This window comes from Mycobacterium sp. E136, from assembly GCF_001666865.1.
GTDB lineage: Bacteria > Actinomycetota > Actinomycetes > Mycobacteriales > Mycobacteriaceae > Mycobacterium.
In genome coordinates, this window is sequence record NZ_LZJE01000268.1 from 1 (window position 1) to 15233 (window position 15233).

Below are 15233 nucleotides of genomic sequence, written 5' to 3' on the forward strand. Positions count from 1 at the left end.
CAACGTGTCGCAGTCCGCGTTCTGGTCCGAACCGTTCAACGTGCCCTTCATGATCGGCATCGGGGCCGCTGCGCTGCTCTTCCTCGGCGCCGGGGCGTATTCGCTCGACGCAAAGGTGCTGGGCCGCCTGGCGTGGGGACGGCGTATCGCCGTCGGCCTGCTGATCGTGGCGTTCGCCGCGGCGATCCTGACCTGGGTGGCCCTGCTCGGCACGAACCCGATTCACTTCACGGCCAGGGCGTAGCCGGCCAGCAAAAAGCTACCGACGGGTATCGGACGAGTATCGCCGGACCCTACCCGCGGGTAAGAATTGCCAACATATTCCGAATCGTGACTCAAAGATTCCTTAGAGGTAACACTTACTGTCGAGTACATGTGGATCGACGACACCAGTGCCGATGTCATCAAGGTTGACTTCGAGGCGCTCTACCACGGCGATGTCCTGGTAGAGGGCGACACCTCGGAGCAGCTCGACGACGAGCACCCCCTGCGCACCGCCGTCTGACCCGAACGCGCGCCGAGGGGTCGCGCATTCGCTCCGACGGTTCGGCCCCAGAGCCCGAGCCTGGTCTGATGGCGCTTCTTGGCGAACCCGCCAGCTAAATCCGATCCCCTTTTCTAAGCCACGTTCTCTTCTTCGTCGTCGGCGATCATGTCGCTGAGCCGGCCGCTGATGATCTCTTCGGCCTCGTCGACGATCCGCGCGACCAGGTCCCCGACGGTCGGGATGTCGTTGATCAGGCCCATCGCGGTGCCCACGCTCCAGATGCCGGCGTCGAGATCGCCGACCTCGTAGACCTTCACCCCGCGCTTGCCGGCGACCAGGTCCTTGACGTCCTCGAACTGACCACCACGGTTGAGGATCTCGACGACCTCGCGCGAGACGGCATTGCTGGCCACCCGGGCGGTGTTGCGCAGCGGCCGGAAGATCAGCTCGGTGTCGAGCTCGGTGCCCGCGACGATCGCTTCCTTGACGTTCTGATGGATCGCCGACTCCACCGTGCACATGAACCGCGAGCCCATGTTGATGCCGTCGGCGCCCAGCGCCAGCGCCGCCACCAGACCGCGCGCGTCGGCGAATCCCCCGGAGGCAATCATCGGGATGTCGATCTTGGCCGCCGCGGCCGGAATCAACACCAGACCCGGAATGTCGTCCTCGCCGGGATGACCCGCGCACTCGAAACCGTCGATGCTGATGCCGTCGACGCCGAGGCTCTGCGCCTTGACCGCATGCCGCACCGAGGTGCACTTGTGCAGCACCTTGATGCCGTTATCGTGGAACATCGGCAGGTGCGGCGCCGGGTTCGAGCCCGCGGTCTCGACGATCTTGATGCCGGAGTCGACGATCACCTGGCGGTACTCGTCATAGGGCGGCGGGTTGATCGTCGGCAGGATCGTCAGGTTGACGCCGAACGGCTTGTCGGTCAGATCGCGGCACTTGGCGATCTCGTTGGCCAGATCGGCCGGCGTCGGCTGGGTCAGCGCAGTGATGAAACCGAGCGCCCCCGAATTCGCCACGGCCGCAACCAGTTCTGCGCGACCGACCCACTGCATCCCACCCTGCACGATGGGGTGCTCGATGCCGAACGTCTCGGTGAACTTCGTCCTGATGCTCATCGTGTCTACCTCGGTCCTTTTCTCTTCGCGCAAGCGCTCATCGGGGGGCCATCCGGATCGCGCCGTCCAGACGGATCACCTCGCCGTTGAGCATCGGGTTCTCGACAATGTGCAGGGCCAGCGCGCCGTACTCGTCGGGATCACCGAGGCGGGCTGGATGCGGGACCTGCTTGCCCAGCGACTGCTGCGCCTCTTCGGGCAGCGAACCCAGCAGCGGGGTCTTGAACAGACCCGGCGCGATCGTGACGACGCGGATGAATTCGCGCGACAGGTCGCGCGCGATCGGCAGCGTCATGCCGACCACGCCACCCTTGGACGCGGAGTAGGCGGCCTGGCCGATCTGACCCTCGAACGCCGCGACGGATGCGGTGTTGATGATGACGCCGCGCTCACCGTTGATCGGTTCTTGCTTGGCGATCCGCTCGGCCGACAGGCGCAGCACGTTGAACGTGCCGATCAGGTTGACCTCGATGACCTTCTTGAAGCCGTCGAGCGGGAAGGGGCCGTCCTTGCTCAGCGTCTTGATCGCGTTGCCGATGCCCGCGCAGTTGACGTTGATCCGCAGCGGGCCCATCTTCTCGGCCGCATCCAGCGCCGCGGTGACCTGCTCCGGGTCGGTGACGTTGGCCTCGACGAACTGGGCGCGGTCCCCGAGCTCTTTGACCGCTTCCTCGCCCTTGAGGTCGATGACGACCACCGACGCGCCCCTGTCGAGCAGGCGTTTGGTGGTGGCCAGGCCGAGGCCCGATGCGCCACCGGTGACGACGGCTACGGCGTCCTTGATCTCCACTTGAGGGTGTTCCTTTCTTTAGGCCCAGTCTCGTAAGACGGCTTCGGTGTCGGCTCCGGCTTGTCCGGGTGGTGTCGGTGCCGGCGGCACGCTGCGGGAGAACCGCGGCGCGGGCATCGGCTGCAGGTGGTCGCCGTCGCGATAGAACGTGTTGCGCTCGGTGACGTGCGGTTCGGATTCCACCTCGCTGAACGACAGCACCGGCGTCACGCAGGCGTCGCTCTCGGCGAAGACCTTGGCCCAGTGATCGCGGTCCTTGCTCGCGATGACCTCGCTTAGCTTGGCCCGCAGTTCCGGCCACCGGCTCGCGTCGTTCTGGTCGGGCAGGTCGGCGTTCTCCAGCCCGAGACCCTCGAGGAACGCGGCGTAGAACTGCGGCTCGATGCAGCCCACCGCGATGTAGCGACCGTCGGCGCAGGTGTACGTGTCGTAGTACGGCGCACCGCCGTCGAGGATGTTGACCCCGCGCTGATCGGTCCACAGGCCGTCTTGCAAAAAGCCCCAGATCATCTGCGCGAGCACGCTCGAGCCGTCGATCATCGCGGCGTCGACCACCTGGCCCTTGCCCGACGTCTGGCGTTCGAACAGCGCCGACAGGATGCCGACGAGCAGGAACATCGAGCCGCCGCCGAAGTCACCGGTCAGATTCAGCGGCGGGACGGGACGCTCGCCGGCCCGGCCGATCGAGTGCAGCACGCCGTTGAGGGAGATGTAGTTGATGTCGTGGCCGGCCTGCAGGCGGCGCGGCCCGGTCTGGCCCCAACCGGTCATGCGTCCGTAGATCAGCCGCTCGTTGACCTTCGCGCAGTCCTCCGGGCCGAGGCCGAGTCGTTCGGTGACGCCGGGGCGCAGGCCCTCGATCAGCACGTCGGCCTTGGCCACCAGGCGCAGAACCAGCTCGCGCCCTTCGTCGCTCTTGAGGTCCGCGGCCACCGAACGGCGGTTGCGCAGCGCGGCCTCGCGCTTGCTGGTCGGGATCCCGCCGAGCTTGCCCGGGCGTTCGATGCGGACGACGTCCGCGCCGAGGTCACCGAGGATCATCGCCGCGTGCGGGCCGGGTCCGATGCTCGCGAGTTCGATCACCCGCAGTCCGTGCAGAGGTCCCGCCATGCTTACCGCCCTTCGTTGGACAATCGCTTCCGGATCGCCGACATAGCTTACTTGTATAACCAAGTCGTCCGGTTCTAGGGTGCAGCCATGACAACCCTCGATTCAGGCGCACCCACGTATACCGGTGTCGACGATCTGACGGTCGAACTCGCCGATGGCGTGCTTTCGGTGACGCTGAATCGACCGGAGAGCCTCAATTCCCTGAATCGAGAGATGCTCGCCGGTATCGCCGACACCCTCAACACCGCGGCCTCCGATCAACGGGTCAAGGTGGTACGGCTCGGTGGGACGGGTCGCGGGTTCTGCTCGGGCGCCGGCATCAGCGGCGACGACCAGGCGCAGAAGACCGTCGACGGCCCGGCCTCGGTGCTCGACGCCGCCAACGACGCGGTCCGCGCGATCGTGAATCTTCCCCAGCCCGTGGTCGCCGCGGTACACGGTGCGGCTGCCGGCGTCGGCGTATCGCTGGCCCTGGCCTGCGACGTCGTCTTGGCTTCGGACAACGCCTACTTCATGTTGGCGTTCACCAAGATCGGGCTGATGCCCGACGGCGGCGCCTCGGCGCTGGTGGCCGCTGCGGTCGGGCGCACCCGCGCGGCCCGGATGGCGCTGCTGGCCGAAAAGGTCTCCGCGCGTGAGGCTTACGACTGGGGCCTGGCGGCCGCGGTGTATCCGGCCGATGAGTTCGACGCCGAGGTCGACAAGGTGCTCAGCACGCTGAAGTCCGGTCCCGCGGTGGCGCTGCGCAAGACCAAACACGCCATCAACGCGGCCACGCTCACCGAGTTCGAACCCGCGCTCGGGCGCGAACGCGAGGGTCAGCTGTCACTGTTGAGTGCGCCGGACTTCATCGAGGGCATCACCGCCTTCCAGCAGCGCCGCAAGGCGAACTTCTCCGACTTCTGAGCATCTCGGGCTGACGGCTCACGCCCGGAAAGTCGGTGGACTCGACGGGCGCACATCCGCGACCATCGATAGGTGAGTACGCAATTCGACATTCAGCAGCCGGTGCACAGCGCCGGTCGTTGGCGCGTGCTCGCACCGTTCCGCATCCGCGAGTACCGCCTGCTGATCGCGGCGGTGACGTTGTCGATCTTCGCCGACGGCATGTTCGCAGTGGTGCTGGCCATGCAGGTCATCGAACTGAACAACGATCCCGTGTCGTTGTCGATCGTGACGACCTGCTTCGGCGGCGCCCTGGTCGCGTTCGTGTTGGTCGGCGGTATCGCCGCCGACCGCTTCCCACAGCGGTCGATCATCATCGCGGTCGAGACGGTCAATGTCATCGCCTCGTCGGTCATCGCGGTTCTGGGACTGCTTGGTGCACTGCAGATCTGGCACCTGGCAGTGGGCGCAGCCGCGCTGGGATCCGCGGCGGCGTTCTTCTTTCCCGCCTACAGCGCGATCCTGCCGAGGCTCCTTCCGCCCGAGCAGCTGCTCGCGGCCAACGGCGTGGAGGGCGTGGTGCGCCCGGTCTTCCAGCGCGCGGTCGGCCCGGCCGCCGCCGGTGTCATCGTCGGCGCGACCTTCCCGGCGGTCGGGGCGGTGGCGGTCGCCGGCTTGTTCGCTCTCGGCCTGGCGCTACTGGTGGCGACCAGACCGGTCCTGAAACCGCCTGCAGCACAGCAGAACCCACATGTGCTGCGCGATCTGCGCGACGGGTTCGTGTTCGTGCTCGGCACCCCGTGGCTGTTGTGGACGCTGTTGTTCGCGAGCATCTTCGTGCTGGTCGTTCTGGGACCGATCGAGGTGCTGCTGCCGTTCATCGCCAAGGACCGCTTCGCCGACGGCGCCCGGACGTACGGCTTCATCCTCGCGTTCTTCGGATTGGGTAGCGCACTCGGTGCACTCACGGTGTCGTCGGGCCGGATGCCGCGCCGGTATCTGTCGGTGATGATGGCGATGTGGAGCGTGGGTGCCATACCGCTGGTCGTCTTCGGCTTCACGTCCTCGTTCGCCGTGATGGCGGTTGCGACGTTCGTCATCGGGTTCACCGATGGGACGGGAATGGTCATCTGGGGCACGCTGCTGCAGCGACGGGTGCCGACGGCGATGCTGGGCCGTGTGTCGAGCCTCGACTTCTTCGTGTCGCTGGCGTTTATGCCGGTGTCGTTCGCGATCGTCGGACCGCTGTCGAAAGTCGTTTCGGTGCAGACGATCTTCCTCGTCGCGGGCATCGCCCCGGTATTGGTCGCGGCAGTCGCGGTGTGGGCGGCCCGAATGCGCCGAGACGAGCTGGCCCATCCCCTACGTTGACTAGACGCCGAAGAGCGGCGGCAGCGCGAGCACCATGACCAGGCCCCAGAAGAAGTGGGTCAGCATCGGTGCGAGTATGCCGCCGGTCGCCCGGCGTTCGAACGCGCAGACCGTGCCGAGGATGATCGCTGCGAAGCCGAGCATCGGGTTGCCGGTGGTGGCCGCGGTCGCGATCACGTAGAAGGCGGTCGAGATCAGCACCGGCTTCACGGTCCCCAGCGCGGTGTAGAGGGCGCCGCGGAAGAACATCTCTTCGGCCAGGCCGTTGATCACCGTGATGAAGGTGACCAGTATCAGCGGCCCGTAATCGGCGTATTCCAGCACGCGCGTGATGTATTCGCGCACTCCGGGGATCTCGCGCGCGATCAGACCACCGACGAGGAACACCGCGCCCAGCCCCAAACCCATTGCGATACCGGTGATCACCGGTCGCTGGTTGCGGTCGCGGAAGCGGATGCAACCCATGTGCAACGGCCCCGACACCAGGGCGCCGAGCGCCCACACCCCGGCGAGCGCCAGCGTCAGCCAGTAGAACGACTGGTCGCCGGGCGGCCGGGTCAGCGAGTGCCCGAGCAGCGCGGCGCCGATGATGAGCACGACCGCGACGATGATGCGCCGACGTCGTACGACGTGGGGTGGTTCGTGATGCGGAACGGGGCACGCGCCGACGATGTCGCGGATCTCCCGAAGCAACCCCGGGCGCGTCTGCGTCGGCTCCGTCACGTCGGAACGACCTTCGGCATGAAGTGCAGGAGCGTGTCGAGCCCGGTGCGCACTGCGCCCGCGACGGGCCCGGGGACCCCGCCGATGAGACCCAGTGCCGGTCGCGCGATCGATGGTGTGACCGCGCCGGCCATCTGACGCAGGCGCAGGGTGTCGCCCCCGGCCCAACGGGGATCGGTGTCGGCGAGGTGGTGCGGGTCGGTGAGCTCGTCGACGGGCCGGCGCCGACGGCTGGCCAGCGCCCGCGTGATGGCCTCCTCGATGCCGATCAGCCCGGCGGGCGGGTCCGGCACGAACTCACGCAGCCCGGTCTCGGACGCCATCATCGGATGGTCCAGCGACTGCACGAGGTCGGCCGCCAGCCCGCCCGGGACGGGCAACACCGCCGCCGTCACCCAGGAGACCAGACCGGTGTCGACGCCGTTGACGGGAAGTTCGGCCCGCCACTTCCCCGCTATCCGTGCGTAGGTCCGCAGGAGCTCGGCGTAGGACGTGGTTTCGGGACCGGTGATGTCGTAGGCCCCGGCCGGTACGCGCTCACTGTCCGCGGCGGCGACGAGGTAGTGCAGCACGTCGCAGATCGAGATCGGGTCGATCGGGTTGGCCGACCACGCCGGCATGGGAATGATCAGGAACCGGTCGCCCACGTAGCGAAGCATCTCGAACGACGTCGACCCGGCCCCGATGATGATGGCCGCGCCGAGCCACACCACGTCGGGCCCGCCGTCGATGTGCAACGCCTCGGCCACCTCGGCACGGCTCGCCAAGTGTTCCGAGAGGTCGTCGCCGTCGGGCACGAACCCGCCGAGGTACACGATGCGGCGCACGCCGGCGTCCTTGGCGGCCTGGGCTACGTTGGCCGCCGCGCGGTTGTCGGCTTCGCGGAAATCGGGCTGTCCGATCCCGTGCACGAGGTAGTAGACGACGTCGATGGGGCCGACCTCGGCGAACGCCGAGCGCGCCGAGTCCTCGTCGTGGGCGTCCAGCGCGACCGGGGTGACGCGGTCCTGCCATCCGAAATCGGCGAGCCTGTCCGGGTTTCGGCTCGCCGCGACGACATCGTGGCCCTCGGTGAGCAGAGCGGTGACGAGCCGGGAGCCGACGTAACCGGACGCGCCGGTCACCAGGGTGCGGAGACGTTTCACGCTAGGCCTGTACCCGGATCAACCCCCGGAGAATCTAGGCGGACGCGTCGCGGTGCAGATCGATGAGGTGCTGATACACCTGCGCGTTGTACCGGTTGTGGTTGACCTCGGCGTCGCTGAGGTCGCGGCGCACCTTGGCGGGGACGCCGGCGACAAGTGTGCGCGGCGGCACGACGAAGCCCTGCGGCACCACCGCGCCCGCCGCGATCAGCGCGCCCTGGCCGACCGTCGCGCCGTTGAGGATGACCGCACCCATGCCGATGAGCGCCCCGTCCTCGATGACGCAGCCGTGCAGCACGGCGTTGTGGCCCACGCTGACCTCTTCGCCGACGCAGACCGGGAATTCCGGGTCGACGTGGATGGTCACTCCGTCCTGGATGTTGGTGCCGAAACCGATCTCGATGGGCTCGGCCTCGGCCCGCAACGTCGCGCCGTACCAAACGCTGGCCCGTGCGGCGAGGGTCACCTGCCCGATCAGGCTGGCGTTGGGCGCCGCCCACGCCTCGGCGGGCAGGGAGGGTCTGCGACCACGAATGGGGATGATCAGCGGCTCGGGCATGCGGGCCATCGTATGCATCGCCCCTTTGAGGCCGTTCGGGGCACCATGTGGGCAGATTGACAACGCGCAGGTCAGACGGCATGCGGAGGCCGTTTGGCGAGGTGACGACTTTGGCAGTCGCGTAGCGCTGCCTTTAACATGCGTTTCGACCTGTCTAGCTGAGGAGCCGTAAGTGAAGACTCGCACCAGCAAAGCTCTTGGTGCCACCGCCGGAATCGCCGCGATCGCCTTTTCGGTGCCGCTGGCCGTGACCGCGTACGCCGACCCGCCCGCGCCCGAGCAGCCGGCGGAGCCGACAACCACGAAGGAGGTCGAGCTCCCGAACCCGGAGGGCAAGGGTTGTGACGCCTTCAAGGAGGCCGTGCCCAACTGGAAGTCGCTGAACAACCTTCCCGTCGGTCAGGCCCTGCAGGCCATCCCGGACGCCAGCACCTTCTACTCCGCGATCTCGGGTGGCTTCAATCCCGCCGTGAACGTGGTGCCTGTCCTGGAGAACGGTCCCTACGTGGTCTTCGCGCCGACGAACGAGGCGTTCGCCGCGCTTCCGCCCGCGCAGTTGGACGCGCTGAAGGCCAACCCCGCCGCGCTGACGGACTTCGACTACTACCACGTCTTCCTCGGGATCCTCGGACCCAAGGACGTCAAGGGTCAGCGGCCGACGCAGCAGGGTGCCGAGATCAAGGTGACCGGTGAGAACGCCGACGTCACGATCAACGACACCGCCAAGGTGGTCTGCGGTGGCATCCAGGCAGCCAACGCCCGGATCTACCTGATCGACGCGGTGCTCGATCCGGCCAGCCCGCCGGATGCGGCGACGCCGTCGGCGACGTCGACAAGCGAGACGACCACGACCGAGACGACGACCGAGACCACCGAGCCGGCCGCTCCGGCCGAGCCGGCCCCGGCCGAGGCTCCGACCGCCTGACCCTTCTGCGACACGCGAAAGCCCCCGAAACTCCGTTGTTTCGGGGGCTTTGGCGTTGGGCCGACAGGCTGGCTATACGCCACGCCGGCTGAGCCGGCTATACGCCACGCTGGCTGAGCCGGCTATACACCTAGGTCGCGGCCGATGATCTCCTTCATGATCTCGGTGGTGCCACCGAAGATCGTCTGGATCCGTCCGTCGACGTAGGCGCGGGCGACGCGGTACTCCATCATGTAGCCGTAGCCGCCGTGCAGCTGCACGCACTTGTCGACGACCTTCTTGGCGACCTCGGTCGCCCACCACTTGGCCTTGGCCGCCTCGACCGCGGTCAGCTCACCGTCGACCACGCCCTGCAGGCAGCGGTCGATGTAGTTCTCGGTGACCTCGAGCTCGGTCTCCATCTCGGCGAGCAGGAACCGGTTGTGCTGGAAGCTGCCGATCGGCTGGCCGAAAGCCTTGCGGTCCTTGGCATATTGCAGCGTCTCGTCGAACACGGCGCGGGCGCCGGCGATGGCCGAAATGGCGATCGACAGCCGCTCCGAGGGCAGGTTGGTCATCAGGTGGTAGAAACCGCGACCTTCCTTGCCCAGCAGGTTGGCGTTCGGCACGCGGACGTTCTCGAAGTGCAGCTCGGAGGTGTCCTGCGAGTGCAGGCCCATCTTGTCGAGCTTGCGCCCGCGGCTGAAGCCCTCCATGTCGCGCTCGACGACGAACAGCGAGAAGCCCTTGTGCCCGGCCTCCGGATCGGTACGGGCGACCACCACGCAGAGATCGCAGTTGATACCCGACGAGATGAAGGTCTTGGAGCCGTTGATGATCCAGTCGTCACCGTCGCGCACTGCGGAGGTGCGGATGCCGGCCAGGTCGCTGCCCGCGCCGGGTTCGGTCATCGCGACCGCAATGATCGTCTCGCCGCTGGCGATGCCCGGCAGCCACCGCTGCTTCTGCTCGTCGTTGGTCAGGTCCTTGAAATACGGCCCGACGACGTCGTTGTGCAGGCTCAGCGCGGGGCCATGGACGCCGGCCTTGGCGATCTCCTCGTCGATGATCGCGTTGAACCGGAAGTCGTCGGAGCCACCGCCACCGAACTCCTCGGGCATGTTGAAGCCGATGAGCCCGTACTTGCCCGCGGCGGTGTACGCCGACCGGTCGACGATGCGCTCGGTCTCCCATTTCTCGTGGTTGGGAACGAGCTCGCGCTCGATGTACTCCTTGACGGTTTCCCGAAATGCTTCGTGTTCGGCTTCGTAGATCGTTCTCTTCATCAGTGTTTTCTCTTCCTCGCGCAAGCGCTCGTCGCTGTTATCTCTTCCTCGCGCAAGCGCTCGTCGCTGTTATCTCTTCCTCGCGCAAGCGCTCGTCAGGGCGCTTACTTGGCTTTCCATACGGGCTGGCGCTTCTCGGCGAATGCCAGCGGTCCTTCCTTGGCGTCTTCTGACCGGATCACCGTCGAGATCTCACGCATGGTCCTCGACCATCCGGCTTCGTCGCCGGTGATGACGCCGTCGTCGACACCCATCGCCACCCGCTTGCTCGCCCAAACCGCAAGCGGCGCATTGCAGGTGATGCGTTCGGCCAGCGCGAGCGCAGCCTCGACCGCGGCGCCGTCGGACACGACCTCGTTGATCAGGCCCCACCTGAGCGCGTCGGCCGACGACATCGGCTCGCCCGTGAACAGCAGCTCCATCGCGACCTTGCGCGGCAGGTGATCGACGATGCGGAACACCCCGCCGGCGGCGGCGATGAGGCCCCGCTTGACTTCGGGCAGACCGAATTTCGCACGCTCCTCGGCGACCACCAGATCACTGGCGAGCGCGAGTTCGGTGCCTCCGCCGAGCGCGGTGCCGTTGACCGCCGCGATGGTCGGCTTGTCGATGTAGTGCTGCACGTAGCCAGCGAATCCCCACTCGGCATGGTCCGGGTGGAACAGGCTCTCCCGTCGCGCGATCGCTTTCAGATCGGCACCGGCGCAGAAGGATTCACCGGCGCCGGTGATGACCACCGCGCGCACCTCGGAATCGTCCTGCGCCGCCTGCAGCGCGTCGCCGACCGCTGTGCTGACCGCACTGTTGACGGCGTTTCGCGCCTCGGGACGGTTGATGGTGATGAGCATGACGTTCCCGCGGCGCTCGGTGAGCGCCGCGGGCGTCGTCAATTCGGTCGTCACAACAGTTCGAGAATGGTGGCGTTGGCCTGGCCGCCACCCTCGCACATGGTCTGCAGACCGTACTGAATTCCGTTGTCCCGCATGTGGTACAGCATCGTGGTCATGATGCGGGCACCCGACCCGCCGAGCGGGTGGCCGAGCGCGATCGCGCCGCCGTTCGGGTTGAGCTTCTTCTCGTCGGCGCCGATGTCCTTGAGCCACGCCATCGGAACGGGCGCGAACGCCTCGTTGACCTCGAACACACCGATCTGATCGAGGCTCAGGCCCGACTTCTTGATCGCCTTCTGGGTGGCCGGGATCGGCGCGGTCAGCATGATCACCGGATCGGATCCGGCCAGCACCGCGGTGTGCACCTTGGCGATCGGCTTGAGCCCCAATTCCTTGGCCTTCTCCGCCGACATGAACAGCAGCGCCGCCGAACCGTCGGAGATCTGGCTGGAGTTACCGGCGTGGATGACGCCGTCCTCCTTGAAGGCCGGCTTCAGCTGAGCCATCTTCTCGATCGGCGTGCCCCGGCGGATGCCCTCGTCCTTGAGCACGACGCTCTCGTTGCCGTCCTCATCCTTCGTCTTGATGCCGACGATCTGGTCGTCGAAGGCGCCCGAGTCCTGCGCGGCGGCCGCCTTCTCGTGCGAGTCGAGGGAGAACTGGTCGAGCGTGGTGCGGTCGAAGCCCCACTGCTCGGCGATCATCTCGGCGCCGATGCCCTGGTTCGGGGTCTGGGTGTAGCGGCCGCGGAACGCCTCCGGGTAGGGATGGCCACCGTTGGCCAACGACGAGCCCATCGGGGTGCGCGACATGACCTCGACGCCGCCGGCGACGACGACGTCGTAGTGGCCGGCCACCACGCCGGCGGCGGCGAAGTGCACCGACTGCTGGCTCGAACCGCACTGGCGGTCGACGGTGACGCCGGGGACGGTCTCCGGCCAGCCGGCCGTCAGCAGGGCCGTGCGACCGATGTCGAGGGCCTGCTCACCGGCCTGCATGACGCAGCCCCAGATGACGTCGTCGACGAGCGCGGGATCAACGCCGGCGCGCTGCACCAGACCGTTGAGAACCTGCGCGGACAACTCAGCCGGATGCACACCGGAAAGACCTCCGTTGCGCTTGCCGACGGGCGACCGTACTGCCTCGACGATGACGGCTTCAGCCATGACACTTCTCCTTCGAAGTCCGAGGATCCACCCGCATACGCGCGGGTCCACCCCCGAACGTAAACGAACAAGGTTTACTAGGTCAACTCACTGGTTGGTCGACGCGCAACCGCTGCGAGGCGTCTTCTGACGCCGAGACTGCGCACGGATCGCACTACTGGGCCGGATCGCGATCCGTGCGGCGGTTCGGCGCATCCAGCTGCGACTTCTGCCATATCACGTTGACGGGCACGGTGTCGTCCCACGGTTGGCGTGTCACCATGTCGGCGACGCGGATGTAGCCCCGCTCGAACTCCCCGGCTGCCGCGTCGACCAACCGGTATTCCTGGCGCTGCTTGTGGATCGGTTGCCCGTCGATCAGCACGACGATGACCTCACCCGGTTCGAAATTGCAGCGTTTCTGCAGGGCCTCGATGAGCTGCTCGTTGTGCATATGGCCGTCGCCGAAGTTCCAGCCGATCGCGGTGCTGCAGATGCGCTCACCGTCGGTCAGCACATAGTCGTCCTCGTTGTGGCCGGCCATCGCGCGGTGCGCGAGGGTGAACATGGCGCGACCGTGAGTGTTGAACGCGCGGAACGCATATCCCATGTACAGATACATCTGGGCGGTCTCCGGGCTGCCGTAGTAGCGCTCCATCTGTGCCTGCGGCATGCTCGCGATCGAGACGACGTTCTCCTCGATCTTCGCCGACCCTGACGGTTTCACACACCACAGCCCGGTGTCCCAGTTGCCCGCGTAGTAGCGCATACCCGGCAGGAAGGACACCTTGCGCGGGAACAGGTTTCCCAGAACCACGGTGCCCGCGACGATCGCGAACAACAGGATTGGCCACGGGCTCTGCAGATCACCAAGGCCGATCCCGGGGTGTCCCACGAACAGCGCCAGGACCGAGAACATCATGAAGACGTTCCACTCCAGCGGCACACCCATCGGGATCGAGGACAGGATGCCGAAGTGGAAGACCAGCATCACGAACGCGGCGATGTAGGTCGGCCAACCCCCGGGGGAGAAGAACAGCACCAGCGGGACCAAACCCTCGATGGCGGTGCTGAAGTGCGCCAGCCACCGTGACGCCCGCCCGGGCCGCAGATCATCTGGAAAGCGTTCGAAGAACTTGCGTTTGATCCATTTGGGCCGGAACACCGGGTTGTTGCTCATCATCGTGGAGATGACAAACGGGAAGTGCTTGTTGAGTTTCGACGTCGCGGCGCCGAGCCAGATCGTCAGGCACACCAGTTTGGCCGCGATGATGATGTCGGGCCCCGCGAACAGGAAGCAGACCGCAAGTGAGGCGTACACCTCGCCGCGGGCGGCCAGGAAGATCACCTTGTCGCGCAGACCGAGCACGGCGAGGACGCCGAGGATGGCGGCGATCTGCCACACCGGCAGCACGCCGACCGTCGTCCCCAGTTCGGGTATCGGTCCGGTGCCGTCGGAGAACAGCGCCACGACCAGCAACACCAGGAGCGCGCCGTAGAGCAGCGCATCGAACGGCGTCCGGGTGTCGCCTCTGGTCAGCGGGATGCGGGTCGGCCACGGGGGCAGCCGAATCGTGTTGGGTCGCAACCAGTACAGGATCGATCCCATCGGCGGGAAGAACCGGTTGTTGAGTGGTCCGAAGCCACAGCCGAGGCCGACGACCTCGAACAGCATCGTGTACAGCACGACCTTCTCGAACACGATCGGCTCGTTGTACCAGGAGGCGACGTTGGTGAACCCGTCGATGCCCGTGGTGGTGAGCACGACCAGCCAGGCGCCGAGGATGTAGAGGAGGATCTTGACGACGTAGAACAGGTGCAGGACCACCGGCGTCCCGAACCCGACCTCGGCCCAGTGTCGGGCCATCGGCACGATCTTCTCGGCCCGACTGCCCTTACTCCACTCCTCGTAGTCGACGACGGGCGCGTCCTGCTTCAAGAACCCCATGGCAACACAGACTAGAACGTGTTCTAGCTATACGGCTCCAGATCCTCACGTCCGCTTCGCGAAAACTACAACAGGGTCGCGATCGCCGAGGTTTCACGACCCTGGTGCGCGGTTCGCGAACTGCGTGGGCTCTCGTCAGGCGTCGGTCTTGGCAGGCGGCCGGTAGAAGATCGCCAGCTGACCGATGCCGCCGAGAAGGCCCAGACCGAGCGAGATGACCAGACCCCACCAGCCGTGCAGCAGGTCGTAGAAACTCGTCGAGCTGAACAGCAGATGGTCGAGGCTGAGCTTGCCCGCGCCGATCGTCGCGATGCCGACGGCAGCGGCGGCGAGCACGAGGTTGTATTCCCAGCCCTCCTTGACGATGAAGAAGCCGTTGGCCCGGTGCACGGTCCACGCCGCGACGAGCATGAGCGCCACGAAGCCCGCGGCCGGTATCGGGGTCAGCAGGCCCAACGCGAGACCGATGCCGGCCGCCATCTCGGTCGTCGCGGCGACTCGGGCGTGGAACTTGCCAGGCTTCATCCCCATGCTGTCGAACCACCCGGCGGTGCCCTTGAGGCCTCCGGGCCCGAAGAACTTGTTGTAGCCGTGGGCGGCCATGGTCAGACCCAGGACCACCCGCAGGATCAGCACGCCGATGTCGTAAGCAGTCATGCAACAAAATCTAGGCCATGTGTTAAGCCCTTGCCCAGTAGCCAGGGTCGGTGCCCGCCGGAGCCCCTAACCCGCCGGGCGACGCCGAGTTCGGGCGTGCAGGGCCACCGCGTTCTTGCGAGGGGGCTGGGCAAGGGCTTAACACATGGCCTAGATTTTGTTGCATGACTGCTTACGACATCGGCGTGCTGATCCTGCGGGTG

15 protein-coding genes and 1 pseudogene are annotated in these 15233 nt (G+C 66.6%); 5 read left to right on the forward strand and 11 right to left on the reverse strand.

Features of this window, described 5'->3' with window-relative positions:
- Window positions 1-244: pseudogene (locus tag A5698_RS29075) on the forward strand (DoxX family protein); the annotation flags it as partial.
- Window positions 245-373: 129 nt separating this feature from the next.
- Complete coding sequence (locus tag A5698_RS29760) at window positions 374-505, forward strand: hypothetical protein (RefSeq protein WP_090278021.1); 132 nt, start codon at window positions 374-376, stop codon at window positions 503-505.
- A gap of 113 nt (window positions 506-618) precedes the next feature.
- On the opposite strand, the gene A5698_RS17895 is transcribed toward A5698_RS29760, so the two are convergent.
- Genes A5698_RS17895 through A5698_RS17905 form a run of 3 tightly spaced genes read right to left on the reverse strand, consistent with a single transcriptional unit; the run spans window position 619 to window position 3517 of the window.
- Window positions 619-1617, reverse strand: a complete 999-nt coding sequence (locus A5698_RS17895) for an NAD(P)H-dependent flavin oxidoreductase (protein ID WP_068299637.1) — start codon at window positions 1615-1617, stop codon at window positions 619-621.
- 37 nt (window positions 1618-1654) lie between these two features.
- On the reverse strand, window positions 1655-2407 hold the full coding sequence (locus tag A5698_RS17900) for a 3-hydroxyacyl-CoA dehydrogenase (RefSeq protein WP_068299639.1): 753 nt from the start codon (window positions 2405-2407) through the stop codon (window positions 1655-1657).
- 18 nt (window positions 2408-2425) lie between these two features.
- Window positions 2426-3517, reverse strand: coding sequence for a CaiB/BaiF CoA transferase family protein (locus tag A5698_RS17905; protein ID WP_067081722.1), 1092 nt, complete (start codon window positions 3515-3517; stop codon window positions 2426-2428).
- Window positions 3518-3604: 87 nt separating this feature from the next.
- Between A5698_RS17905 and A5698_RS17910 the strand changes: the two genes are divergently transcribed.
- Window positions 3605-4423 (forward strand): enoyl-CoA hydratase, encoded by an 819-nt coding sequence (locus tag A5698_RS17910; RefSeq protein WP_067081725.1) that lies wholly within the window; start codon window positions 3605-3607, stop codon window positions 4421-4423.
- Window positions 4424-4525: 102 nt separating this feature from the next.
- Window positions 4526-5773, forward strand: coding sequence for a tetracycline efflux MFS transporter Tet(V) (gene tet(V), locus A5698_RS17915; protein WP_502688946.1), 1248 nt, complete (start codon window positions 4526-4528; stop codon window positions 5771-5773).
- On the opposite strand, the gene A5698_RS17920 is transcribed toward tet(V), so the two are convergent.
- Genes A5698_RS17920 through A5698_RS17930 form a run of 3 tightly spaced genes read right to left on the reverse strand, consistent with a single transcriptional unit; the run spans window position 5774 to window position 8200 of the window.
- Window positions 5774-6496 (reverse strand): CPBP family intramembrane glutamic endopeptidase, encoded by a 723-nt coding sequence (locus A5698_RS17920; protein WP_084792505.1) that lies wholly within the window; start codon window positions 6494-6496, stop codon window positions 5774-5776.
- On the reverse strand, window positions 6493-7641 hold the full coding sequence (locus A5698_RS17925) for an NAD(P)H-binding protein (RefSeq protein ID WP_068299641.1): 1149 nt from the start codon (window positions 7639-7641) through the stop codon (window positions 6493-6495). Before A5698_RS17925 ends, A5698_RS17920 begins: the two co-directional genes overlap by 4 nt.
- A 34-nt stretch (window positions 7642-7675) precedes the next feature.
- Window positions 7676-8200 carry a gamma carbonic anhydrase family protein gene (locus A5698_RS17930; RefSeq protein WP_068299668.1) on the reverse strand — a complete coding sequence of 175 codons (525 nt, stop codon included), beginning with the start codon at window positions 8198-8200 and terminating at the stop codon, window positions 7676-7678.
- Between the two features lie 172 nt (window positions 8201-8372).
- On the opposite strand from A5698_RS17930, the gene A5698_RS17935 reads away from it, so the two are divergent.
- Window positions 8373-9125 carry a fasciclin domain-containing protein gene (locus tag A5698_RS17935; RefSeq protein ID WP_068299643.1) on the forward strand — a complete coding sequence of 251 codons (753 nt, stop codon included), beginning with the start codon at window positions 8373-8375 and terminating at the stop codon, window positions 9123-9125.
- Between the two features lie 122 nt (window positions 9126-9247).
- Here A5698_RS17935 and A5698_RS17940 read toward each other — a convergent pair whose 3' ends face one another.
- The 5 genes from A5698_RS17940 to A5698_RS17960 form a co-directional block, all read right to left on the reverse strand.
- The gene (locus A5698_RS17940; RefSeq protein ID WP_068299646.1) at window positions 9248-10390 is read right to left on the reverse strand and encodes an acyl-CoA dehydrogenase family protein; all 1143 of its coding nucleotides are present in this window, start codon (window positions 10388-10390) and stop codon (window positions 9248-9250) included.
- A gap of 104 nt (window positions 10391-10494) precedes the next feature.
- Window positions 10495-11292 (reverse strand): crotonase/enoyl-CoA hydratase family protein, encoded by a 798-nt coding sequence (locus A5698_RS17945; RefSeq protein ID WP_068299647.1) that lies wholly within the window; start codon window positions 11290-11292, stop codon window positions 10495-10497.
- The gene (locus tag A5698_RS17950) at window positions 11289-12446 is read right to left on the reverse strand and encodes a thiolase family protein (protein ID WP_068299650.1); all 1158 of its coding nucleotides are present in this window, start codon (window positions 12444-12446) and stop codon (window positions 11289-11291) included. The genes A5698_RS17945 and A5698_RS17950 overlap by 4 nt, the downstream gene beginning before the upstream one ends.
- Before the next feature lie 154 nt (window positions 12447-12600).
- Complete coding sequence (locus A5698_RS17955; protein ID WP_068299654.1) at window positions 12601-14373, reverse strand: DUF3556 domain-containing protein; 1773 nt, start codon at window positions 14371-14373, stop codon at window positions 12601-12603.
- Window positions 14374-14508: 135 nt separating this feature from the next.
- Window positions 14509-15030: a DoxX family protein gene (locus tag A5698_RS17960; RefSeq protein WP_068299660.1), complete on the reverse strand. Its 522-nt coding sequence runs from the start codon at window positions 15028-15030 to the stop codon at window positions 14509-14511.
- Between the last annotated feature and the right edge of the window lie 203 nt (window positions 15031-15233).